Raw genomic sequence first — 22,773 nt, forward strand, 5'->3', positions numbered from 1 at the left:
GAAAAGCGAAACGGGGCCCGGTCTTCAGACCGGGCCCCGTTTCTTTTTCCACGTAGGCTGGGGTGAGCCCCAACGGGCGTTTTTTTCGCAGGCTGCGACGATCACGCGCGCACGATCGCCACGCCAAGCGCCGCGAATGGCGCCACGGTCGCTTCAGGCGTGTCGCTCTCCACTACCAGCGTCTGCACCGCCTGCATCGGTGCGATGACATACGGCGAAGCCGCGTGCAGTTTTTCCGCGGAAGCCAGCACCACCACCTCCGCGGCCTGTTCGATCAGCGCGCGCTTCACGCTCGCCTCTTCGAAATCGCCGGTGCTCAGCCCCGCCGTCGGATGCACGCCGGTAACGCCCATGAAGTAGATCTCGGCACGCACGCGCGCGATCGACTCCATGGCCGCCGCCCCCACTGTCACCACCGAGTGCTTGAACAGACGGCCGCCGATCAGCACCACCTCGATACCGGGATGCTCGATCAGTTCCACCGCGATGCTGGGACTGTGCGTGATCACCGTGGCCTGCAATGTCGGTGGCAGGCTGCGGGCCAGTTGCACGCACGTCGTGCCGCCATCGATGAAGACCACCTGCCCGGGCTGCACCATCTGCGCCGCACGGCGCGCGATAGCCGATTTCGCTGCCGGACCGATCTGCTGGCGATGAGCGAAATCCGCCGTCGCCGTCGAGGCCGGCAAAGCGCCGCCATGCACGCGTTGCAGGAGCCCTTCCGCGGCCAGCTCGCGCAGATCTCGCCGCACGGTGTCTTCGGAGACGCCGAAAGCCTCGCTCATGGCCTTGGCGATGACTTGGCCGTCCCGTTTCAGGGCGGCCAGGATGGCTTGCTTGCGTTGGCTGGTCAGCATTGCGATTGCACGAAATTCATTGACATTGCACGAAACTGCACGATACGGTGTCCGGCACCCCTTGTCCAGCCTGGATACCCTCTCCCATGCATGCCACCGCCGACCGGGTCCGCGTGATCGACAGCCAGGTGCTGTCGAATGACTGGTACCTGCTCAAGAAAACCATCTACGACTTCCGCCGCGCCGACGGCTCCTGGCAGCGCCAGCAGCGCGAGACCTACGACCGCGGCAACGGCGCCGCGCTGCTGCTCTACCAGCGCGAGACGCGCCGCGTGGTGCTGGTACGCCAGTTCCGCTTTCCCTGCTTCGTCAACGGCCACGACGGCATGCTGATCGAGGCGCCCGCGGGGCTGCTCGACCAGGCAACGCCCGAGCAACGCATCCGCGCAGAAGCGGAAGAAGAAACCGGTTACCGCATCGGCGAGGTGCACAAAGTGTTCGAGGCTTTCATGAGCCCGGGCTCGGTCACCGAGAAGCTGCACTTCTTCGTCGCCGAGTACGACGCCTCGCAGAAAGTCAGCGACGGCGGCGGCCTCGAAGGCGAAGGCGAAGACATCGAAGTGCTGGAGCTGCCGTTCGACGAAGCGATGGCGATGGTCGGACGCGGCGAGATCGTGGACGGCAAGACGATCATGCTGCTGCAGTACGCGGCCATGCATATCTTCGCCGCCTGATCTTTACTGAAGCAATCGTCGTCCAAAAAAAAGCAGGGTCGCCAGGCGCCCTGCTTCTGTCGGAATCGGTTCCGTCGACACGTGGCGGAAAACGCTCGGGGAAACGCCACCACGTGCGACGGAGGGGAGAAGCCAGGCGCGAGCCCGGAGCACTGGAGCACTCCGGCCCGCTGACCACTCGCGGCGCCTAGAGCCGGCCATGGCTGCGCGCAACCATAGGCGGCGCTCTCGGTCGCGACTTTTATCTACCTCACAAAGCGGCCGTCGCAGCACGAGCAATAGTTGCGTTTGTGCAGACGCGCACAAGCCATTCACGCTCTGCATCGCATGGGTCTTCACGGTGCCTTAGCACCAGCCTTTGCTCTTCATATTCAGCCGTCGCCGTCGTCGAACGGGCGACGCCATCCCTGCATGGCCTGCCCCTGAAAAACGAAAAGGCCCCAAGGGGCCTTTTCGCTCGCGACAAGATCGACACACGATCAAGCAAACGGATCATCCAGCACAATCGTGTCGTCACGATCCGCACCGGTCGCCACGATCGCCAGGCGGCAGCCGGAGAGCTCTTCCACCGCGCGCAGGTAGGCGCGGGCCGCGGCCGGCAGCTTGTTCCAATCGCGGATGCCCGCGGTCGACTCGTCCCAGCCCGGGAACTCCAGGTATACCGGCTTGCATTCCGCCCAGCCGTCCGCGTCGAGCGGGGCCAGCTCGCGGCGCTTGCCGCGGTATTCGTAGGCGATGCACACCTTGATGGTGGGCAGGCCGTCGAGCACGTCGAGCTTGGTGATGGCCAGGCCGTTGATGCCGTTGATCTGCACGGCACGCTTCAAGGCCACCAGGTCGATCCAGCCGCAGCGGCGCGGGCGGCCGGTGCTGGCGCCGAATTCGTTGCCGACCTTGCGCAGGCGCTCGCCCATCTCGTCGTGCAGCTCGGTCGGGAACGGACCGCCGCCGACGCGGGTGGCGTAGGCCTTGCAGATGCCCAGCACATAGTCGATGTCGCCCGCGCCCACACCGGTGCCGGCCAGCGCGCCGCCGACGGTGGTGTTGGACGAGGTGACGTAGGGATAGGTGCCGTGGTCGATGTCCAGCAGCGCGCCCTGCGCGCCTTCGAACAGGATGTGGCCGCCTTCCTTGCGCACGTCGTGCAGGATGGTGGCGACGTCGTCGACCATCGGGCGAATGAACTCGCCGTAGGCCAGCGCGTCGTCCAGCACCTGCTGGAAGTCGACCGGCTCGGCCTTCAGCCACTGGGTGAGGATGAAGTTGTGGTACTCGACAGCAGCCTTGATCTTCTCGGGCAGCTCGTGCGGGTACATCAGGTCGGCCACGCGCACGCTGCGGCGGGCCACCTTGTCCTCGTACGCCGGGCCGATGCCGCGGCCGGTGGTGCCGATGGCGCTCTTGCCGGCGGCGGCTTCGCGCGCCTTATCCACGGCGATGTGGTACGGCATGATCAGCGGCGTGGCCGGGCTGATCTTCAGGCGCGAGCGCACTTCCACGCCCTGCGCTTCGAGCTCTTCGATTTCCTGCTTGAGCGCGGCGGGCGACAGCACCACGCCGTTGCCGATCAGGCACAGCGCGTCGTCGCGCAGGATGCCCGAAGGAATCAGGTGAAGCACGGTCTTCTGGCCCTTGATCACCAGCGTGTGGCCGGCGTTGTGGCCGCCCTGGAAGCGGGCGACGGCCTTCACCTGCTCGGTCAGCAGATCGACGATCTTGCCCTTGCCTTCGTCGCCCCATTGCGCGCCGAGGATTACGACTGACTTGCCCATGATCTTTCTCGCTCGTAGGTCGTGGCCCCATCGAGGGCCGGAGTGATGTTGAATCGAAAACTTTGCAGGCAGCAGCGCGTCAATGCACCAGCTGCAGGAACAGCAACCCGGCCACCATGGCCACGGCGCCGAAGATCCGCAGGCGCCCGGGTTCCATCTTCAAGGCCTCGCGCACCATGGTCTGCCAGCCGCGCGGCGCGGCGAACAGCACCAGTCCCTCGATCACCAGCACGAGGCACAGCGCGGCGGCCAGGTCATGGGTCATGCAGGCCGCCTCAGCGCTTGCTCGCGCCGTCGTTGAAGTACTTCAGGAATTCCGAATCCGGCTTCAGCACCAGCACGCCCTTGCCGTCCTGGAACGAGGTGCGGTACGCGCTCAAGCTGCGGTAGAAGGCGAAGAATTCCGGATCCTGCCCATAGGCCTGGGCGTAGATGCCCGCGGCCTGGGCGTCGCCTTCGCCGCGCACCTTGGCAGCATCGCGCTCGGCGTCGGCCAGGATCACCTGGCGCTGGCGGTCGGCGTCGGCCTGGATGGTTTCGGCGGCCTGCTGGCCGGTGTAGCGCAACTCGTTGGCCAGCTGCAGGCGTTCGGCGCGCATGCGCTTGTAGACCGATTCGCTGACTTCGTCAGGCAGGTCGATGCGCTTGATGCGCACATCCACTACGGCGATGCCCAGGCTCTTGCGCGCGGCGTTGTCGGTCTGTTTGCGCACGCGCTCGGTGATGTCCTTGCGGCCGCCGGCAATCAGCTCCTGCAAGGTACGCGCGTTGAACTCGAAACGCAGCGCGTCCTTGACGATCGGCGACAGGCGGTTGGAGGCCTGCAGCTCGGAGCCGGCGGTGGCGCGGTAGTAGGCGGCGTTGTCGGCGATGCGCCACTTCACATAGAAGTCGACGTTGACGCTCTTCTTCTCGGAGGTGAAGTAACGCTCCGGCTGCGCTTCCAGGGTGAGGATGCGGTTGTCGAACAGGATCGCCTGCTGGATCAGCGGCAGCTTGAAGTGCAGGCCCGGAACGTCGCCCGTGCGCACGATGCGGCCGAACTGAAGCACCAGGGCGCTCTGCCCTTCGTGCACGACGTACGCGCTGTTGAAGCCGAGCAGGACGGCCACGACGACGATGATGCCGGCGAGGAATTTCATGGCTGCTTCTCCTTGCCCGTGGCGTCGGCGGCCGGCGCAATAGTGCCCACGCCCGGCAGGTCGCGCGCGGAGGCGCGATCCAGCGGCAGATAGATCATGTTGCGGCCATTGGTGCCGTCCAGCACCTTGGGCGTGTTGGACATCACGTCCTCCACGGTTTCCAGCCACAGGCGGCGGCGCGTCACGTCGGGCGCGGCGCGGTATTCCTTGAGGATGAGGTCGAAGCGCGCGGCGTCGCCGGTGGCGCGCGCCACGCGCTCGGCGCTGTAGCCCTGCGCCTCGGCGAGGATGCGCGCGGCTTCGCCACGGGCCACCGGGATCTTCTGGCTGGCGTAGGCGCGGGCCTTGTTCTCGGTGCCCTGCTTGTCTTCGCGCGCGGCGTTGACGTCGTCGAACGCGTCCTTCACTTCCTGCGGGGGCGAGACGTTCTGGAAGCTCACGTCGGTGACGGCCAGACCCGAGTCGTAACTGTCCAGCGTGGCCTGGAGGATTTCACGGGTCTGCTGCTGCAGCGTGTCGCGCGCCTGCGCGGCGGCGGCAGCCTGGCTCACCGCCGCCTGGGCGGCGGCGGCCGGCGCGGCACTGGAGGCTACGGCGGGCACGGCAGCCGGCTCGGACGCGGAGCTGGTGAGGATGTTGTCCATCACATTGGCGCCGACCACCGAGCGTACCGCCGCCTCGGCGGCCTGGCGCAGCGTGTCTTCGGGCTGGCCGCTCAGCGAGAACAGGTATTTGCGGGCGTCGGAGACCTGGTACTGCACGTTGAAATCGACCGAGATGATGTTCTCGTCGCTGGTCAGCATGCGCACCTTGTCGGAGACCGAGCGGACCTCGGTGGTGCTGACCTTGGTGACCGTCTCGATCGGGCGCGGAAGCTTGAAGTGGAAGCCCGGACCCAGCGTGCGCGCGTACTGGCCGAAGCGCAGCACCACGCCGGCCTGGCGGGCATCGATCACGGTGTAGCTGCTGAGCAGCAGCGAGGCCAGCAGCAGGGCCAGCACGATGGTGAGCACGCCGCCGGGGCCACCGCCCAAGCGGGACAGTCGGTTCTTCAGCTGCTTGAACGTGTCGTCCAGCCCCGGCTTGCCGGGATTCTGGCGATTCTTGCCCCAGGGGTCGCGCTGCCCGCTACCGGGTTCGTTCCAGGCCATTGTCAGTCTCCTTGAGGCCGCTGGGAGGCCGGCAAACTACGGCCGGAAGCACCTTGGTCGGGAAGCATCATGGTGGCGAATGGCTGCCGAGCAAGGTGTCCGCCCGGCACGGAAGCGGCACAAACAGCGGACATTCTAGCAGAGGTGGGTGGACGAAGGCCCGCCCTCTCAAGCCTCCTCGCGCGGCTCCCCGAGCAGCCCGCGCAGCAGGTCCGCCTCGGCGGGACTGCCCCCGCTGAGCGGGGCGATCACGCTGCGCGGGGCGTCGATGCGCAGGCGCCAACCCTCCTCGTCCACCGCCTCGCTGGCGATCGCACCCACCGCCTTGAGGCGCGCATGCAGGCGGCCGGCGGTGAGCGGCAGGCGCAATTCCGACTGCACGCGCTCGCCGCCGAGCAGTTCGCCCAGCGCCTGGCGCAGCAGGTCCAGGCCCTGCCCCGTGGCCGCCGACAGCCATACCGCCACCGGGCGGCCTTCGTCGTCGCGATCAATGCGCGGCTCCGTGCCGGCCAGGTCAATCTTGTTCATCACGCGCAGCTGTGGCACGTCGCCGGCGTCGATTTCCTCCAGTACGCCGTCGACCACTTTGTGCAGGTACTCCCGCTCTTCATCGGCGGCATCGCTGACGTGCAGCAGCAGGTCGGCATCGCGCGCCTCGGCCAGGGTGGCGCGGAAAGCGGCGACTAGGTCATGCGGCAGGTCGCGGATGAAACCCACGGTGTCGGCCAGCACGGTCGGGCCGCAGCTGAGGTCGTCCAGCTTACGCACCGTGGGGTCCAGTGTCGCGAACAGCAGATTGGCGGCAAATACTTCGCCAGACGTCAGCGCATTGAACAGCGTGGATTTGCCCGCGTTGGTATAGCCCACCAGGGCCACCCGCGGCACCGTATTGCGCAGGCGCGCGCGGCGCTGCTGGGTGCGCTGCACCTGCACCTTCTCCAGGCGCTTGCTGAGCATCTTCACGCGCTCGGCGAGCAGGCGGCGGTCGGTTTCCAACTGGGTTTCGCCCGGACCGCGGTTGCCGATGGCACCGCCGCGCTGGGCGTCCAGGTGGGTCCAGCCACGCACCAGGCGGGTGGCGACGTGCTTGAGCTGGGCCAGCTCCACTTCCAGCTTGCCTTCATGCGAGCGGGCACGCTGGGCGAAAATGTCCAGGATCAGCCCGGCGCGGTCGACCACGCGGGTCTTGAGGTGCTTTTCGAGGTTGCGCTCCTGCACCGGGCTGAGCGTGTGATCGACCAGTACCAGATCGGCCTCGAGCGCGCGGACCATCTCGGCGACTTCGTCGGCCTTGCCCGAGCCGATGTAGAAGCGCGGGTTCGGATCCTCGACGCGCGCGCTGATGCTGCCCAGCACCTCGGCCCCGGCGGAGCGGACCAGCTCGGTGAATTCTTCGGCGCGGCGGACACTATCGCCCTCGCCACGGGAATGCGGGAGCACCAGGACGGCGCGCTCGCCTTTCTTTTGTCTATCGAACACGGATGCGGACTGACCTGTGCGGAATGAGCCCGGCATCGGGCCGGACGGCCGCGAGGGGGCGTAGTGAAGTGTAGCGGCGCTACGCGCCGCCTGGATCGCATGCGAGCGAAGCGGCGGGACCTCGAGGCCCCGCCGCTACGTACACATGGGTCATTTCACGCCCGATTCAACCGGCCCCGCCTCCGCCGGCCCCGCTTCAGCCTTCCGTTTCGGGCACCGCCGAAACCTCGGCGTGACCCTCGTGGCCACTGCCCATCCGCACGTTGCGGCTGGGCACCACGGTAGAAATGGCGTGTTTGTAGACCATCTGGCTGACCTGGTTGCGCAGCAGCACCACGAACTGGTCGAAGGACTCGATCGTGCCCTGCAGTTTGATGCCGTTGACCAGATAGATGGCAACCGGGACGCGCTCACGGCGCAATGCGTTCAAAAACGGATCTTGCAAAGACTGCCCTTTGGACATTGTTGTTCTCCCCTCGCGACGGACGGGCCGGATAAAAGACGCGCGCCGCGCCCCGGCCCAAGGCCCGGGAATATTAACCACTTTTAAATCGTTGATGAAAGGGCATTTGCGTGCCAATAGGAGGCATTCCGCGCCACCGCCGGGAAGCGCCAACCGTGTCGCGAAAACTCAGCCCGGCACCCCCAGGAAAAGCGCGAGCGCATCGACTGCGCGCACCGCCAGTCCCGGCCGGTCCGGATCCAGCACGCGCGCATCCAGTTCGCCGCGCAGCCAGGTGATCTGGCGCTTGGCCAGCTGGCGAGTGGCGAAGATGCCGCGGTCGCGGAACTCGGCCGGCGTGGTGAGGCCATCGAGATGTTCCCAGGCCTGGCGGTAGCCGACTGCCCGCATCGAGGGCAGGTCCGGATGCAGATCGCCACGGGCGCGCAACTGGCGCATCTCGTCGAGGAAGCCCTGCGCCAGCATCGCGTCGAAGCGTTCGGCGATGCGGGCATGCAGGGGGGCCCGATCGGCCGGCAGCAGGGCCAGCTTGAGTACGCGCCATGGAAAGCGTTCGCCGCTGCCGCCGCGCTGCTGTTCCGACAACGGTCGGCCTGTGAGCTCGATCACTTCCAGCGCGCGCTGGATGCGCTGCGCGTCGTTCGGCCCGATGCGCGCGGCCGCCGCGGGATCGACATCGCGCAAGCGCAGGTGCATGGCCGGCCAGCCGATCGCCGTAGCCTGTGCACTCAGACGCTCGCGCACCACCGGATCGGCTTCGGGCAAGTTCGACAAACCTTGCTGCAGGGCGCGGAAGTACAGACCCGTGCCACCGACCAGCAACGGAACTCTTCCGCGCGCACGGATGTCTTCCATCACCGCCAGCGCATCGGTGCGGAAGTCCGCCGCCGAATAGGGCTCGGCGGGATCGCGGATGTCGATCATGGCGTGCGGGTAGCGCGCGAGCGTGGCTGCGTCCGGTTTCGCCGTGCCGATATCCATGCCGCGATAGACGAGCGCGGAATCCACGCTCACCAGTTCCACCGGAAAGCGCTCGCTAAGCGCGCAAGCCAAGGCCGTCTTGCCTGAGGCCGTCGGGCCCATCAGGAAGATGGCGGGGTGACGCGAGTCGGCAGGCATCGGGCGTTCCGGGGGCTCAAGGTGACGTGCAACGTCAGGCTGTCATACGGCGCCATTTGCGCTCAACGGCGGCGCAACGCCATTTGAACGGTATGGGCACGTGCTTTGCTTCACATTTTGGACGAGAATCGTGGCGTCTTGCACGATCGCCTGTAATTCAACACCGCGACCGCGAGATCGAAGTTGCACGGGGGGAAGGAATGAACAAACGCAAGTACATGGTCGCCGAGCACGGCGAACGCACCACTGCAGCCGGCGGCTCCGCGGCCAAGCCTGCTCGCGCCGATGGCGCGCGGCCGGTGTGGCACAAGGACAACCGGGGTTTCTGGTTCGTCGTGTGCGTCGGCATCAGCCTGGTGTTCGCGCTGGTGTACGCCGCGCTGCACTGAGCCGCCACGCGGCGCCGGCGGGCTCCGCACCGGCCCGGGTCGAAGCCACCGCGTCCTCCGCCGGCCTTTCCGTCACCGCACGGACCACATCGCTCCAGCTGTACCGGCACCCTCCATTCCCCGCTCGAGCACGCCCTCGGTCGCCACGACGCACCGCCCCTTTTTCGATGCTGTAGAAGCCGCCGAGCCTGGTAGCCCGGCGGGTGATCGACACCGGTCGCCTGCTCCGCGACCGCACCTCAGCCATAGAACTCCACGTGCCCGCCGACCAGGTGGTACATCGCACCGGCGATCTTGAGCTTGCCGCCCTTCTCCAGGCCTGCCAGCACGTCGCTGCCGCGCCGGATGGCCTCCGCCGTCTGCAGCACGTTGGTCTTGGCCACCGCATCGACGAAAGCATCGTTCTTGCTGACGCGTTCGCCATCGAAACGGGTCGCGTCCACCGCCGGCTTGATCTTGTTCAGCAGGCCGGTGAGGTGCCCCAGCTGCGCGTGGTCGATCGCGCCCTTGATCGCACCGCATGCGGTATGTCCCAGCACGAGCACCAGCTTGGCGCCGGCCACGGCGCAGGCGAACTCGAGGCTGCCCAGCAGGTCGTCGTTGGCGATATTGCCGGCGACGCGCGCGATGAACATATCGCCGATGCCGGCATCGAAAATGATCTCGGCCGGCGCGCGCGAATCGATGCAGCCCAGGATGACGGCGGCCGGGTACTGGCCATTGGCGCTCGCCCGCTTCTGCGCGAGGTAATCCTGCTGTGTCTTGCCCGAGCGGAATCGCTCGTTGCCCCGCTTGAGCATCGCGATCACGTCATCGGGAGAAAGCTTGTCGCGCTGCTCCCGGCTCAGTGCGGCCGCTTCGGCGATGTCCGTCCAGGTCAACGACAAGCCGCCCGTCACGCCGATCGCAGCAGCGCCCAGCGCGGATTTGAGCAGGCCCCGCCGACGCCCGTCGGTCCCGCAACACGCGTCCTGTTTCCCGTCCATCTCATGCCCCCTCGATAGATGGCTTCGAAGCGAAGCCGGCGCGAGTGCAGCGCGCGGGCCATCAAGCCGGCGTGAACGCGATGGTACGGCTTTCCGTTTCGCTCGAAAAACGCGGCCAGCAAAAAAAAACGGGCTCCGCCAGGAGCCCGTTCGTCTGGATGAGACCTGCCGCGCCTACTTCGCCGGCACACCAAGTTCCTTCAGCAGCTGCGGCGCCGGATAGACTTTGTCCATCAGCCAGCGCATGTAGCGCATATCGACATGGATCGCGCGCTTGTAGCGGGGGTCGAACATCCAGCTGGCACTGACGGCCTCCCAGTTGCTGTCGAAGTTCAGGCCTACCAGCTGGCCGCGAGCATTCATGACGGGCGAACCGGAGTTGCCGCCGGTAGTGTCGAGGTTGCTGAGGAAATCCACCGGCATCACGCCGGACCGCGGGTCCAGATACCCCGCATAGTCGCCTTTGGCGATGGCGTCGAGCAGCGGTTTGGGCGCGTCGAAGGGCTCCACGCCGGTATTCTTCTCCACGATGCCGGCGGTGCTGGTGAGCGGCGCGTAGGTGACCGCATCGCGCGCCTTCAGCGGAGTGACCTTGCCGTAGCTAACGCGCAGCGTGGCGTTGGCATCCGGGTAGACGACCCTGCCCTGCTGCTCGCGGTAGGCGATCAGCGCCTGCATGTAGGCGGGACGCAAGCGCAGCAAATCACCCTCGCGCGCCTTGCGCTGGTCTTCAATGCGCAGGAGCGCCGGCTGCAGGCCGGCGGCGAGCTTGAGCAACGCATCGTCCGAGGCGGCTACCTCGGCCGGCGGTGCCTTCAGCCAATGCAGGCGCTGCGCCTCGTCGCCGAGCTTCGTCTGGCCGTATACGCGATCGAGCGCCGCCGCCAGCTCGGCCGGCGTGCGGCCGAAGGCCGCGTCGAACTCCGGCACGCGCTGCGCATCCGGCAACTGCTGGTAGCGGACGAGCAAGGCACTGAGCAGGCGCTTCTCCACCACCGGGTCGAAGCGGCGCTGCACCTGCTTGAGCATGCCCGCGGTCAGATCCTCATCGCGCTGCTGGTAGCCGGTTTCGCGCTCGGCATCGGGCTTGGCGCGCTCGTGGGCGAGGCGCTGCAGGGTGAGCGCCGAGCGCATCAGCTGGGTCTGCGATTGCATCAACGTGAACAGCAAGTCGCGTTCGCGGGTAGTGCTGCCTTCGGCGATCAGCTTGGCACCGGCGTCGATGTCGGGGCGCAGCGCCTTGGCATCCGGCTGTTTGCCGAGCCAGGCGAGCATGGCGTCCTCGTCCTTGCGTCGGATGCTGGCTGCATCGCTGCGCTTCAAGCCATCCAGCTCGCCGCTGAAGCGCTTGATGCCGTTTTTCAGCGACTGCAGCTGCGAGGCGTAGCGGATCGCGGCCTGCTTGTCGGCCTTGCCGGACTCCTCAATCACGCCCTGCAACTGCTTCATCACCTCCACCGACGCGGGTAGACGCCACTGCACCTGGTCGGCGAACTCGGCGGCGGTACGGTGGCGATAGGTGATGCCCGGATAACCGGCGAGCATGACGAAATCACCCTCATTTACGCCCTCGGTGGCGATCTGCAGATGCGCCGGCGGATGGTAGGGCTGGTTGTCCTTCGAATAGTCGGCCGGCTTGCCGTCGGGACCGACATAGGCACGCAGCACGGTGAAATCGCCGCTGTGGCGCGGCCACACGAAGTTGTCCACTTCATCGCCGTAGTTGCCGATGGCGCGCGGCGGCGCGTACACCAGGCGCACATCGCGAATCTCCAGCTGCTTCACCAGGTAGAAGTCGCGTCCATAGAACATGTTGACCACGCTGCAGCGATAACCCGCCTCGCGCTCGCACTCGGCTACCAGCGCCTTGCCGGCGGCATCGACGGCGTCGAAGTACGCGCGACCGGTCTTGCCCTTGGCCTGGGCCAGCACCTGATCGGTGACCTTGTCGAAACCGGTGGTCACACGCAGGCGGAAGTCCGGGTTGGCCGGCAGCTCCTGCGCGCGGTCGCCGGCGACGAAACCGTTCTGGATCAGGTCGCGCTGCGGGTTGCTGTTGTACTGGATGACGCCGAAGGCCACATGGTGATTGGTCAGCACCAGGCCATCGCCGCTGACGAAAGCGCCGGTGGCGCCGCCCACCTTGACCACTGCGCTGAGCGGGGGCTTGGTGAGATCAGCCAGGTCGGCGGGATTGCCCTGATAGCCGGCCGCGCGCAGCTGCCTGGCGATCGAGGGCAATTGCGAGGGCATCCACATCCCCTCGTCCGCCTGGGCCGCAGGCGCCAGGCCCATCGCCATGGCTGCGGCCAGGCTCATCGTCTTTCTACGCATCCTCGATTCCCTCATGAACAATCGCACAAACTTGCGACCATAAAACGAAGCGCTGGCTCCGGCAACGCTGCACTGCACGAAGGCGGCGCCGCGCGCACCCACTTTATAATTGCCGTTTCCCCGCCCGCTCCGCGGGCCAGCCGATGGTGTCCCATGCCGCAGATGATGAAAGCCCTGGTCAAGCGCTTGCCCGAGCAGGGCATCTGGATGGAAGAAGTCCCCGTGCCGGAGGTCGGCCCCAACGAGGTGCTGATCAAGATGGAGAAAACCGCCATCTGCGGTACCGACCTGCATATCTATAAGTGGGACGAGTGGAGCCAGCGGGTCATCAAGCCCGGCCTGACCATCGGTCACGAGTTCGTGGGACGCGTCGTGGAGATCGGCCCGGGCGTCACCGGCTACAAGGTGGGCGATCGCGTGTCGGCCGAGGGTCATATCGTGTGCGGCCATTGCCGCAACTGCCGCGCCGGCCGCCAGCACCTGTGCCCCAACACGGTCGGTATCGGCGTGAACCGCAATGGCGCGTTCGCCGAATACATGACCATGCCGGCTTCCAACCTGTGGCCGATTCCGGACCAGATCCCGTCGGAGCTGGCCGCGTTCTTCGATCCCTACGGCAACGCCGCGCACTGCGCGCTGGAGTTCGACCTGATCGGCGAAGACGTGCTGATCACCGGTGCCGGCCCGATCGGCATCATCGCCGCCGGCATCGCCAAGCATGTGGGCGCGCGCAACGTGGTGGTGACCGACGTCAACGACTACCGCCTGAAGCTGGCTGCCGACATGGGCGCCACGCGCGTGGTGAACGTCGCCAACCAGTCGCTCAAGGACGTGGTGAAGGACCTGCACATCGAGGGCTTCGACGTGGGCCTGGAGATGAGCGGCAACGTGCGCGCGTTCAACGACATGCTCGATTGCATGTACCACGGCGGCAAGATCGCCCTGCTCGGCATTCTGCCCAAGGGTGCGGGCATCGACTGGGACAAGGTGATCTTCAAGGGTCTCACCCTGCAGGGCATCTATGGCCGTCGCATGTACGAGACCTGGTACAAGATGACCCAGATGGTGCTCACCGGCTTCCCGCTGCAGAAGGTGCTCACCCACCAGATCCACATTGATGACTTCCAGAAGGGCTTCGACCTGATGGATGCCGGCCAGTGCGGCAAGGTGGTCTGCTCTTGGCTGTGAGCGGCGCCTGAAGGCCTAGAGGCTCCCGCGCCGGATCTGCGCGGGAGCCATGCAGAAAAGTCTCACGCACGAGTAAACTCCTCCCGCGACCGGCGCTTTATGGAACACGGTTTGGGAGTGCGCGGCCGGGGTAGGGCCGCACGCCGTCGGGTCGCGACATTCGACGGAGCATTGCCCGCATGGCAGATCAGGTTTCTCCCGGCAGTTCCCGGCTGGCGGCGGCGCGTACGCGCGCGCGCGCCGTGTACCGCTCGCGGCGGACGCGCAAGACGGTACTGATCCTGGCCATCCTCGTGGTGCTGTTCGGCTTGTTCGGCTTCCTCGCCGCGCCGTCCATCATCCGCGGCCAGATCGAGAAACGCGCCAGCGCCGCGCTGGACCGCCCGGTGACGCTGGGCAAGGTTCACCTCAATCCCTACACCTTGCGCCTGGACCTGGAGCAGCTGCATATCGGCGAGCGCGACGGCAAGGAGCGCTTCGTCGACATCGATCGCATTACCGTCGACGCCTCCTGGGCGGCCCTGTTCCGCCTGGCGCCGGTGCTCGACGAGCTGACCCTGCAGAACCCGCACATCCGCATCGCGCGCACGGCCGATCAACGCTTCAACTTCTCGGACATCGTCGACCGCTACGCGTCGCAGCCGGCCGATCCCAATGCGAAGCCGGCGCGTTTCGCGCTGTCCAACATCAGCGTGCACGGCGGCGACATCCTGTTCGACGACCAGGCAGCCAAGGCCACGCACCACGTCGAACAACTGGAACTGGGCGTACCCTTCCTGGCCAACCTGCCCAGCAGCACCGACGTGTTCGTCAAGCCGCTGCTGGCGATGAAGGTGGACGGCAGCCCGCTGCGCATCGAGGGCCAGACCAAGCCCTTCGCCAGCAGCCGCGAATCCGCCATCAGCTTTCAGCTGGACCATCTCGACCTGCCCCGCTATCTGGGCTACGTGCCCAAGGCCATGCCGGTGGCGATCCCGAAGGGCTTGCTCAGCGGCACGCTGGACCTGAACTTCCTGCAGATGCCGGATGCACCGCAAGTACGGCTTACCGGCCACCTGCAGCTGGACGATTTCGCGCTGGACAGCAGCAAGGGCGAGCCGATCGCGCGGCTGGCCCATGGCACCGCGGAACTGACGGATGTGCAACCGCTGGTCTCGCGCTACCAGCTCGGCGCACTGAAACTGGATCAGGCGCAGGTCTTCTACACGCAGGGCGAGGGCGGACACAGCAACTTCGACACGCTGACGGCGCCATCCACGCCCGCCGACACCAGCAAGAAACCCGCACCCACCGATCTGCGCATCGCCTCCATCGCCCTCGCCGGCAGTGCCGTCCACTACACCGACGCCACGCAGAACAAGCTGGATCTGGCCAACCTGCACGGCAACCTGTCCGGCCTCAGCATGCTCGCCGCGCCGCCGGCGAAGCTCGATCTGGCCGGCCAGCTGTTCGGCGGAGACATTGGCGCGAAGGGCACGCTCGATCTCGCCGCGGCGAAGCTCAATGCGGCGCTGACCTTCAAGCAGGTGGACATGGTGCCGCTGCAGGCCATGGCCGGTTCCGCCATGGCTGCCCGCGCAGCCAAGGGCAAGCTGGACGGCAACGCGCAGTTGCAGCTGGACTGGGGCAAGGCGGCCAATGTCCGTCTGGCGCCGGCGCATGCCACGGTCACCGATTTCGCGCTGGAAGCCACCGGCAAGGGCCAGACGTCGCCGGTGGCCTGGGGCAAGCTCGACGCGGACATCACCGAGCTGGACCTGGCCTCCCGTCAGGCCCGCCTGGCCAGCCTCGTCGCCACCGGCCTGCGCCTGGATGTGCAGCGCGCCGCCAACAACGCCATCAGCCTCACCCAACTGTTCGCGCCGCCGAAGGGCGCCGCGCGTGCACCGGCCAAGCCGGCCAAGGCAGCCGATGCCGGCCCTGCGTGGCAGTGGAGCATCGGGCACCTCGGCGTGGAGGATGGCGCGGTGCGCTTTACCGATCGCGCCACCGGCAGCGACAAGCCGGCAGTGATAGAGGTGCAGGCCCTCAAGGGTGGTATCGACGATCTCAGCGACAAGTTCAACCAGCCGCGCGCGTTGAAGCTCGACGGCACGGTCGGCAAAGGCTCGTTCTCACTGGCCGGCAAGGTGCAACCCTCCCCTGCCCTGGCCGACCTGGACGTGACCACACGCGGCCTGGACATCGCTACCTTCGCGCCCTACATCAGCGTGCCGCTGAACGTGACCATCTCCAGCGCGCGCATGAGCGGCAAGGGCCGCCTGCATTACGACGGCCGCACCACCCAGCCGAAGTTCACCTTCAAGGGCAATGCCGCGCTGGAACGCGTGCGCGTGCAGGACAAGGTCACCGGCGACGACTTCATGCGCTGGAGCGCGCTCAATGCCGGCAACCTCGACGTAGCCTACGGCAGCGGCGCGCCGCGCATGCACGTGGGGAGCCTGGTGCTCAGCGCGTTCTACGCGCGCATGATCATCAATGCGAATGGACGGCTGAATCTGTCCGACGTCGTGGCCAAGCCCGAGCAGGAAGCGCCGGTCTCGGTGACGCGCGCCGAAACGCCGGCAGCCGCGGCATCCGCGGCTACGGCCAAGACCGCCGAAGCAACCAAACCCGCTGAGCCTGCGGGCCCGGCGGCCGACATCCAGATCGGCGGCATCACCCTGGTCAACGGCCAGCTCAATTACACCGACAACTTCATCAAGCCCAACTACACCGCCAACCTCACCAAGCTCACCGGCAAGATCGGCGGCTTCGGCACCGCCGCTGGCGGGCCGCCGGCCGATGTCGCGGTACAGGCACAGCTGGACGACAACTCGCCGGTGGACATCACCGGCAGCATGAATCCACTGGCGCCGGTGGCGTTCCTCGACATCAAGGGCAAGGCCAACGAGGTGGAGCTGACGCGGCTGAGCGCATATTCCAGCAAGTACACCGGCTATCCGATTACCGCCGGCAAGCTGACCGTCGATGTGCACTACACGCTCGACCAGCGCAAGCTCAATGCGGACAACCACATCTACATCACCCAGCTGACCTTCGGCGACCGCATCGAGAGCCCGGGCGTCTCGCACCTTCCGGTGAAGCTGGCGGTAGCGCTGCTGAAGGACACCGAGGGCAACATCGATGTGAATGTGCCGGTGTCCGGGTCACTGGACGACCCGCAATTCAGCATGGGCGGGCTGATCTGGCGCGCTATCGGCAACTTGATCACCAAGGCGGTCACCGCTCCCTTCCGCCTGCTCGGCTCCGCCTTCGGCGGTGGCAATCATGAGGATCTGGGCTACGTGGAATTCGCCCCGGGCTCGGCCGTGCTCAATGCCGCCGCGCAAGAACGTCTCGGCAAAGTGGTCGCGATGCTCAACCAGAAGACCGCCCTGACCCTGGACATCGTCGGCCGCACGGATCCGTCGCAGGATCAGACTGGCCTGCGCAAGGTCACGGTCGACGAAATGGTGCGCAAGGAGAAGGTGCTGGACGAAGGCGGCAAGAATGCCGACACCTCGCCTGCCGCGCTGGCCGCGGTCTCGATCACGCCTGACGAAGACGAGAAATACTTGCGTCGTGCCTACAAGCATGCCGACATCGAGAAGCCGCACAACGCGCTCGGCCTGAACAAATCGCTGGAGCCGGACGAGATGCGCGCATTGCTCGAAACCAACGTGAAGACCGATGATGCGGCGATGCGTGACCTGGCCGAACGCCGCGCAACAGCCGTGCGCGACTGGCTCAAGGGCAAGCTGCCGGACAATCGCTATGGGATGAAGGATCCCAAGCTCACCGCCGAAGGTATCGACGACAAGGGCAAGACGACGCGGGTGGATTTCGGCCTGCATTGAGCGCGACGGCGCGAGCGGGGCCATGCCGGCCCCGCCCCGCTGCGTCACCCAGAGGTTTCCGGAAACCACGCGAAGGCTCACAATCGGCATCTTTCCCCCAGGGCCGAATCCGATGAGCTACACCGACAACGCCAAGGCGCGCTACGCCGCCGAACTGGACTCCATCCGCGACCAGGGCCTGTTCAAGGCCGAGCGCGTGATCGTCTCGCCGCAATCGGCCGAGATCGAACTGGAAGGTGGACGCCGGGTACTCAATTTCTGCGCCAATAATTACCTGGGCCTGGCCGATCATCCGGACGTGATCCTGGCCGCCAAGGAGGCGCTGGACACGCACGGCTTCGGCATGGCCTCGGTGCGCTTCATCTGCGGAACGCAGGATCTGCACAAGCAGCTGGAAAAGAAGATCGCCGAGTTCTTCGGCACCGAGGACACCATCCTCTACGCCGCCTGCTTCGACGCTAACGGCGGCCTGTACGAGCCGTTGCTGGGCGAAGAGGACGCGATCATCTCCGACGCGCTCAACCATGCATCGATCATCGACGGCATCCGCCTGTGCAAGGCCAAGCGCTTCCGCTACGCCAACTGCGACATGGCGGACCTGGAGAAGCAGCTGCAAGCGGCCGACGCCGCGGGCGCGCGCACCAAGCTGATCACCACCGATGGCGCGTTTTCGATGGACGGCTTCGTCGCACCGCTGGATCAGATCACGGCGCTGGCGGAGAAGTACGGCGCCATGGTGCACATCGACGAATGCCACTGCACCGGCTTCCTCGGCGCCACCGGCCGCGGCTCTGCCGAGGTCAATGGCGTGATGGATAAGATCGACATCTTCACCGGCACCCTGGGCAAGGCTCTCGGTGGCGCGCTGGGCGGCTTTACCACCGGCCCGGCGGAAGTGATCGAGCTGCTGCGCCAGCGCTCGCGCCCGTACCTGTTCTCCAACTCGCTGCCGCCGCATGTGGTGGCAGCGGCGATCAAGGTATTCGACATGCTGTCGAGCGCAGGCGAGCTGCGCCAGCGAGTGCAGGAGAACACGCACTACTTCCGCGAGCAGATGACCACGGCGGGCTTCGACATCAAGCCGGGCGTGCATCCGATCGTGCCGGTAATGATCTACGACGCCAAGAAGGCGCAGACCATGGCGGCCAGGCTGCTGGATGAAAGCATCTATGTCACCGGCTTCTTTTACCCGGTGGTGCCGCAGGGCCAGGCCCGCATCCGCACCCAGATGAGCGCGGCGCATACGCGCGAGCATCTGGATCACGCCATCGCGGCATTCACCAAAGTCGGACGCGAGCTGGGCGTCATCAGCTGACCTCTCGCCATGGAAGCGTGCCGCGGCATGCGGCCCGCTTCCATGGCCCTTCAATGTAGCGCGCTGAGTTCGGGGCGATAGCGCCAGGTTTCCGTGGTGGCGGACTGCACGGCGTCGGCCAGATCACGCGTCGCATTCTGGTCGCCGTTCAACAGCGCTCCCAGGCTTTGCTCGAAACGGTCGTAGCCGGCCCAGCCATCGCGAGCGACCAGCAGCATGTATTGCGCCGTGTCGCCGCCGGTCACCAGCCTGTACCAGGTATGCGCGGGCGCGCCCGGCGTCTTCAGCAGCACCTGGCGCGAGACCGCGAGCGCACGCTCGAAGCGGGCCTCCATGCCAAGCCGGACGCGGACGTGGGTCACCTGCATGGTCGCGCTGGGCTTGCCATCCTCCAGTGGCGTGCCGGTGCTGATTTCGCGCAGCAGCACATAGGCAGGCTGCCCCAGCGGCTTGGCGTAAGGAGCGACATTGGCACGAAAATCCGCGCCATCGCCGGCGACATCCACGCGATGGTCGAACGCGGCGAACGGTTCGCCCACGCTGGCATCCACGAAGTAGCCGCTGCGCTCGCCATCCTCGATGGTCCATCCGTACCAGGACAGCGGATCGCGATGGTCGCGGTGCCATTCCAGATGATGGCGGTAGCCTTCTTCGAACTTCGCGGCGGGGCCGGGCTCCATGCGGTAGATGAAGAAATGTGCGGCATCGCCCGAACCGGCATGGGCAGGCAAGGCGAGAGCCATGGCCAGAAGCGATGCGAAAGGACGTCGGCGCATGGGCATTCCCGGAAAGTTGGATGCCGGGAATTCTGGGCTTGCCGCTCCATTCGAGGCCATGCGAATCTTTTTGGCCTCGCCCGCAAAATTCTTTGACCTCCCCAAGAGTCCCGCCCATGAATGTGGAGCTGCGCTACCTGCACGCGTTCCGCGCCGTCTGCGAAGGCGGCAGCCTGCGTGCGGCGGCGGCTTCGCTGCATCGTACCGAGCAGGCGGTGAGCTACCAGTTGCGCAAGCTCGAGGAAGCGCTGGGCATGCCGCTGTTCCTTCGCGGTCAGGGCCCGCTCGTGCCCAATGCCGCCGGCGAACGGCTGCTGGCGTTCTGCCGCGACATGGGCCGCGACTGGGCCAGGGTGCACGATGCCATGCGGGACGAGCCTGCCGAGGCGCGACCGCTGCGCATCTCGGCGGTGAGCGGCTTCGGTCGCTATGAGCTGCTGCCACTGTTCCGGGAAGGTCCTCTGGCGGATGTACCCATCCGCATGAGCTTCCCTACCGCGGAGGAAGTCGTGCGCCAGGTCGAGGCCGGTGCCTGCGACCTTGGCTTCGTGCACCGGATGCCGCCGCAAGGCTCGTTGCGCGTAGTCGCGGCGGCTACCGAAGAGGTCGCGCTGATCGCTCCGGCGAGCCGCCCCCTGCCCGCGCTGGACGCCACCACGCTCGCCCAGGCCGACTACGTCACCTACGACGAAAGCGACTACGTGTTCGCCACCTGGTTCACCCAGGTCCTGGGCGAAAAACCTGCGCGGCTGCGCAGCGTCGCGCATTTCGAAGAGCTGGAAGAAGTGCTGGACTGGGTGGCTGCCGGGCGCGGGCTCTCCATCGTGCCGCGCGCTTGCGGGCGCGAGAGCGAGGCGCGTGGCGATATCGTCGCCATGATGCAAGCGGGCAAACCATGCCTCAATCCGATTTATGCGGTGATGGATCCGGCGCGGGCGCACCCGGCATGGGAGCGTACGCTGAGCGTGGTGCAGGCACGGCTGGATGCCGCCGAACACCGCTGAGGGCTGCACGCGGATTCAGCGCGAAAGCGCTGCCACTTCGTCCGGCTGCAGATGGCGCCAGTGCCCCTTGGGCAGATCACCCAGCGGCAACGGGCCAATCGCCACGCGGATCAGCCGCAGGACGCCGATCCCGTGCGCGGCCAGCAGTCGCCGGATATGGCGGTTTCTGCCCTCGTCGAGCACGACCTCCAGCCAGGCGTTCTTCTCGCCCGCGCGCAGCAGCGCGGCGCGCCTGGCCGCGAGCCGCTCGCCGTCGTCCGTCACGCCCTCCACCAGGCGTTCCAGCAGCGTGGCACCGGGAAGAGCGTCGATCTGCACGTGATAGGTCTTGTCCACGTGGTGGCGCGGCTCGGTGAGCCGCGCGGCCCAGGAGCTATCGTTGCTCAGCAGCAGCAAGCCCTCGCTGGCCTTGTCCAGGCGCCCCACTGGGCCCAGCCATGGCAGGCCGGCGTCCTTGAGGAGGTCATAGACCGTATCGCGACCGCGCTCGTCCGCGGCGCTCACCACGATGCCACGCGGCTTGTTGAGAACGATGTAGACGCGACGCGCCTCACTCACCGGTATGCCGTCGAGCTGGAGGCGCTGGCGCGCGGGATCCGTGGGACGTTCGGGATCCAGTACCACGCGCCCGTCCACGCTGACCCGTCCCGCGCGCACGGCCTGTTCCGCCTGGCTGCGCGAGCACACGCCCAGCTTGCTGAGCACACGTGCCAGACCGTGCCTGGGCGCCGCCTGCGTTTGTGCCGCGGCGCGCCGGGGAGACGGTCGCCTGCCCTGCCCTTCGTTTCGCCTCATGCCGGCCATCGTGCCCCAGTCCGCCCAAAAGAAAAGCCCGGCTTGCGCCGGGCTTTTCCAAACGACCTTGCGGTCGATTACTGCTGAACCTGCAGCTCGGTGCGACGGTTGCGGGCGCGGCCGCTCTCCGTGTCGTTGCTGTCGATCGGGTCGTTCTTGCCGTGACCGATCGGGCCCTGCAGGCGGCTGGCGTCGATGCCGTGCGAGGTCAGGTAGTCGTACACGATCTGCGCGCGACGCTCCGACAGGCTCTGGTTGTAGGCATCGGTACCGACCGAGTCGGTGTAGCCGGCAACGGTCGCCTTCACCTGCGGGTAGCGCTGCAGGGTATCGATGGCCTGGTCCAGGATCGCGATCGAGTCGGCGGTCGGGGCGGCCAGAGCCTTGCCGATCTCGCCAGCCTTCACGTGGCCCTTCTTCGGATAGTCGAACTTGAAGTTCACGCCACGCAGGTCGATCACGACCTTCTGCGGGCAACCATCCGGACCGACCAGCGTACCGGCGGGGGTGCCCGGGCACTTGTCGTCGCAGTCATTCACGCCGTCGCCGTCGCTGTCCAGCTTGGAGCAGTCAGGCGCAGCCGGCGGCGGGGTGGCGGCCACCGGGGCAGCCGGCGGAGCGCCGAAGCGCGACACCACGCTGAAGCCCAGGAACCAGTCGCCGTAGCCGTTCTTCTCCGGCTGGGTCTTGTCGTCCCAGTCGTAGCGGTAGCCGGCTTCGGCACGGATGTCGGAGCTGTCGGTGATCGCCTTGGAGATACCCACGCCCAGTTCGGCAGCCGGCGACCAGCCGTTGTCGAAGCGGCTGTGGTGGTAGCTGCCCATCACGCCGGCCAGCAGGTACGGACGCCAGGCGTCCTGAGCGCCGAAGTAGAAACGGGCGGCCACGCCGTAGTTGTTGTTCGACCAGTTGCCGCCGCCGATCTTCGAATCGATGTCGCGCTTGGTGCGGTCGATGAACAGATCGATCGAGGCGTTCGGGGCAATGAACTTACCAACGCCCAGGCCGTAATAGACCTGACGGCTGTTGGTGTTGCGGTCGGTGTCGTTGTAGTAACCGCCCACGGTCGGGGCGATGTACCAGCGGCCGTCATAGCCGGCCGAGGCGCTGGAGCTGCTGTCCTGCGCGTGAACGGCACCCACGCCGCCCAGGGCCAGGGCAATCAGAAAATACAAGCCCTTACGATTCATCAGGTGTCTCCTCGTTTATTGGTTTTCGCGTCCGTTCCACCCCAGACGGAAATCGCGCGTCAGAACTTCAGGGTTCGACATACAGGGACCTTCAATGTCCCTTGCTTGACGTTCCTAACAGCAAGCGGGGCGGAGTGTAGCAAAACCGTTAAGAGATACGCACCTCCCTTAACAGGCAAACATGACAGCTTAAGCTTTCGGTGGGTTCTCGTTCAGGCAAATTCGCGTGAACGAAGCCCTCACCCAGGCGCTTTCAAGGAGACATAAAAGAAAAGCCCGGCTTGCGCCGGGCTTTTCCAA

19 protein-coding genes are annotated in these 22,773 nt (G+C 66.4%); 6 read left to right on the top strand and 13 right to left on the bottom strand.

What is annotated here, in order from left to right; translation table 11 throughout:
- Positions 1–101: 101 nt before the first annotated feature.
- Entirely contained in the window at positions 102–857 is a 756-nt protein-coding gene (locus tag ACNR9O_RS13755) for a DeoR/GlpR family DNA-binding transcription regulator (protein ID WP_473687933.1), read from the bottom strand.
- An 86-nt stretch (positions 858–943) separates the two neighbouring features.
- Here ACNR9O_RS13755 and ACNR9O_RS13760 point away from each other — a divergent pair, with 86 nt between their 5' ends.
- Positions 944–1,531 carry an NUDIX domain-containing protein gene (locus ACNR9O_RS13760; RefSeq protein WP_473687931.1) on the top strand — a complete coding sequence of 196 codons (588 nt, stop codon included), beginning with the start codon at positions 944–946 and terminating at the stop codon, positions 1,529–1,531.
- Positions 1,532–2,010: 479 nt separating this feature from the next.
- Here ACNR9O_RS13760 and ACNR9O_RS13765 read toward each other — a convergent pair whose 3' ends face one another.
- The 7 genes from ACNR9O_RS13765 to miaA form a co-directional block, all read right to left on the bottom strand.
- Entirely contained in the window at positions 2,011–3,303 is a 1,293-nt protein-coding gene (locus ACNR9O_RS13765; RefSeq protein ID WP_473687929.1) for an adenylosuccinate synthase, read from the bottom strand.
- 79 nt (positions 3,304–3,382) lie between these two features.
- Positions 3,383–3,568 (bottom strand): DUF2065 domain-containing protein, encoded by a 186-nt coding sequence (locus ACNR9O_RS13770; RefSeq protein ID WP_473687927.1) that lies wholly within the window; start codon positions 3,566–3,568, stop codon positions 3,383–3,385.
- Between the two features lie 10 nt (positions 3,569–3,578).
- On the bottom strand, positions 3,579–4,445 hold the full coding sequence (gene hflC, locus ACNR9O_RS13775) for a protease modulator HflC (RefSeq protein ID WP_473687925.1): 867 nt from the start codon (positions 4,443–4,445) through the stop codon (positions 3,579–3,581).
- Positions 4,442–5,596: an FtsH protease activity modulator HflK gene (hflK, locus tag ACNR9O_RS13780; protein WP_473687923.1), complete on the bottom strand. Its 1,155-nt coding sequence runs from the start codon at positions 5,594–5,596 to the stop codon at positions 4,442–4,444. The genes hflC and hflK overlap by 4 nt, the downstream gene beginning before the upstream one ends.
- Positions 5,597–5,764: 168 nt before the next feature.
- On the bottom strand, positions 5,765–7,075 hold the full coding sequence (gene hflX, locus ACNR9O_RS13785) for a ribosome rescue GTPase HflX (protein WP_473687921.1): 1,311 nt from the start codon (positions 7,073–7,075) through the stop codon (positions 5,765–5,767).
- A 196-nt stretch (positions 7,076–7,271) separates the two neighbouring features.
- Positions 7,272–7,538, bottom strand: a complete 267-nt coding sequence (hfq, locus tag ACNR9O_RS13790) for an RNA chaperone Hfq (protein ID WP_473687919.1) — start codon at positions 7,536–7,538, stop codon at positions 7,272–7,274.
- A 168-nt stretch (positions 7,539–7,706) separates the two neighbouring features.
- A complete protein-coding gene (miaA, locus tag ACNR9O_RS13795) occupies positions 7,707–8,657 on the bottom strand; it encodes a tRNA (adenosine(37)-N6)-dimethylallyltransferase MiaA (protein WP_473687917.1) in 951 nt (316 codons plus the stop codon).
- A 200-nt stretch (positions 8,658–8,857) separates the two neighbouring features.
- Here miaA and ACNR9O_RS13800 point away from each other — a divergent pair, with 200 nt between their 5' ends.
- Positions 8,858–9,046 carry a hypothetical protein gene (locus ACNR9O_RS13800; protein ID WP_473687915.1) on the top strand — a complete coding sequence of 63 codons (189 nt, stop codon included), beginning with the start codon at positions 8,858–8,860 and terminating at the stop codon, positions 9,044–9,046.
- Positions 9,047–9,285: 239 nt separating this feature from the next.
- On the opposite strand, the gene ACNR9O_RS13805 is transcribed toward ACNR9O_RS13800, so the two are convergent.
- Both ACNR9O_RS13805 and ACNR9O_RS13810 read right to left on the bottom strand, forming a co-directional pair.
- Positions 9,286–10,032, bottom strand: coding sequence for a carbonic anhydrase family protein (locus ACNR9O_RS13805; protein ID WP_473687914.1), 747 nt, complete (start codon positions 10,030–10,032; stop codon positions 9,286–9,288).
- 174 nt (positions 10,033–10,206) lie between these two features.
- The gene (locus ACNR9O_RS13810) at positions 10,207–12,366 is read right to left on the bottom strand and encodes a S46 family peptidase (RefSeq protein WP_473687912.1); all 2,160 of its coding nucleotides are present in this window, start codon (positions 12,364–12,366) and stop codon (positions 10,207–10,209) included.
- A gap of 153 nt (positions 12,367–12,519) precedes the next feature.
- Here ACNR9O_RS13810 and tdh point away from each other — a divergent pair, with 153 nt between their 5' ends.
- The 3 genes from tdh (at position 12,520) to kbl (ending at position 18,708) form a co-directional block, all read left to right on the top strand.
- A complete protein-coding gene (gene tdh / locus ACNR9O_RS13815; RefSeq protein WP_473687910.1) occupies positions 12,520–13,554 on the top strand; it encodes an L-threonine 3-dehydrogenase in 1,035 nt (344 codons plus the stop codon).
- Between the two features lie 179 nt (positions 13,555–13,733).
- Entirely contained in the window at positions 13,734–17,393 is a 3,660-nt protein-coding gene (locus ACNR9O_RS13820; RefSeq protein ID WP_473687908.1) for a DUF748 domain-containing protein, read from the top strand.
- Between the two features lie 112 nt (positions 17,394–17,505).
- A complete protein-coding gene (kbl, locus tag ACNR9O_RS13825) occupies positions 17,506–18,708 on the top strand; it encodes a glycine C-acetyltransferase (RefSeq protein ID WP_473687906.1) in 1,203 nt (400 codons plus the stop codon).
- Between the two features lie 50 nt (positions 18,709–18,758).
- Here the strand turns inward: kbl and ACNR9O_RS13830 are convergent, their stop codons facing one another.
- Positions 18,759–19,484 carry a hypothetical protein gene (locus ACNR9O_RS13830; RefSeq protein WP_473687904.1) on the bottom strand — a complete coding sequence of 242 codons (726 nt, stop codon included), beginning with the start codon at positions 19,482–19,484 and terminating at the stop codon, positions 18,759–18,761.
- Between the two features lie 116 nt (positions 19,485–19,600).
- Here ACNR9O_RS13830 and ACNR9O_RS13835 point away from each other — a divergent pair, with 116 nt between their 5' ends.
- Positions 19,601–20,488 carry a LysR family transcriptional regulator gene (locus ACNR9O_RS13835; RefSeq protein WP_473687902.1) on the top strand — a complete coding sequence of 296 codons (888 nt, stop codon included), beginning with the start codon at positions 19,601–19,603 and terminating at the stop codon, positions 20,486–20,488.
- 15 nt (positions 20,489–20,503) lie between these two features.
- Here the strand turns inward: ACNR9O_RS13835 and ACNR9O_RS13840 are convergent, their stop codons facing one another.
- Both ACNR9O_RS13840 and ACNR9O_RS13845 read right to left on the bottom strand, forming a co-directional pair.
- Complete coding sequence (locus ACNR9O_RS13840) at positions 20,504–21,283, bottom strand: pseudouridine synthase (protein WP_473687900.1); 780 nt, start codon at positions 21,281–21,283, stop codon at positions 20,504–20,506.
- Positions 21,284–21,360: 77 nt separating this feature from the next.
- Entirely contained in the window at positions 21,361–22,473 is a 1,113-nt protein-coding gene (locus tag ACNR9O_RS13845) for an OmpA family protein (protein ID WP_473687898.1), read from the bottom strand.
- Between the last annotated feature and the right edge of the window lie 300 nt (positions 22,474–22,773).

It is taken from the genome of Dyella sp. CR10, assembly GCF_055814425.1.

Coding starts and splice junctions, on each gene's coding strand:
- ACNR9O_RS13755 (WP_473687933.1), bottom strand. CDS start 857: ATGCTGACCAGCCAACGCAAGCAAGCCATCCTGGCCGCCCTGAAACGG.
- ACNR9O_RS13760 (WP_473687931.1), top strand. CDS start 944: ATGCATGCCACCGCCGACCGGGTCCGCGTGATCGACAGCCAGGTGCTG.
- ACNR9O_RS13765 (WP_473687929.1), bottom strand. CDS start 3,303: ATGGGCAAGTCAGTCGTAATCCTCGGCGCGCAATGGGGCGACGAAGGC.
- ACNR9O_RS13770 (WP_473687927.1), bottom strand. CDS start 3,568: ATGACCCATGACCTGGCCGCCGCGCTGTGCCTCGTGCTGGTGATCGAG.
- hflC (WP_473687925.1), bottom strand. CDS start 4,445: ATGAAATTCCTCGCCGGCATCATCGTCGTCGTGGCCGTCCTGCTCGGC.
- hflK (WP_473687923.1), bottom strand. CDS start 5,596: ATGGCCTGGAACGAACCCGGTAGCGGGCAGCGCGACCCCTGGGGCAAG.
- hfq (WP_473687919.1), bottom strand. CDS start 7,538: ATGTCCAAAGGGCAGTCTTTGCAAGATCCGTTTTTGAACGCATTGCGC.
- miaA (WP_473687917.1), bottom strand. CDS start 8,657: ATGCCTGCCGACTCGCGTCACCCCGCCATCTTCCTGATGGGCCCGACG.
- ACNR9O_RS13800 (WP_473687915.1), top strand. CDS start 8,858: ATGAACAAACGCAAGTACATGGTCGCCGAGCACGGCGAACGCACCACT.
- ACNR9O_RS13805 (WP_473687914.1), bottom strand. CDS start 10,032: ATGGACGGGAAACAGGACGCGTGTTGCGGGACCGACGGGCGTCGGCGG.
- ACNR9O_RS13810 (WP_473687912.1), bottom strand. CDS start 12,366: ATGCGTAGAAAGACGATGAGCCTGGCCGCAGCCATGGCGATGGGCCTG.
- tdh (WP_473687910.1), top strand. CDS start 12,520: ATGCCGCAGATGATGAAAGCCCTGGTCAAGCGCTTGCCCGAGCAGGGC.
- ACNR9O_RS13820 (WP_473687908.1), top strand. CDS start 13,734: ATGGCAGATCAGGTTTCTCCCGGCAGTTCCCGGCTGGCGGCGGCGCGT.
- kbl (WP_473687906.1), top strand. CDS start 17,506: ATGAGCTACACCGACAACGCCAAGGCGCGCTACGCCGCCGAACTGGAC.
- ACNR9O_RS13830 (WP_473687904.1), bottom strand. CDS start 19,484: ATGCGCCGACGTCCTTTCGCATCGCTTCTGGCCATGGCTCTCGCCTTG.
- ACNR9O_RS13835 (WP_473687902.1), top strand. CDS start 19,601: ATGAATGTGGAGCTGCGCTACCTGCACGCGTTCCGCGCCGTCTGCGAA.
- ACNR9O_RS13840 (WP_473687900.1), bottom strand. CDS start 21,283: ATGAGGCGAAACGAAGGGCAGGGCAGGCGACCGTCTCCCCGGCGCGCC.
- ACNR9O_RS13845 (WP_473687898.1), bottom strand. CDS start 22,473: ATGAATCGTAAGGGCTTGTATTTTCTGATTGCCCTGGCCCTGGGCGGC.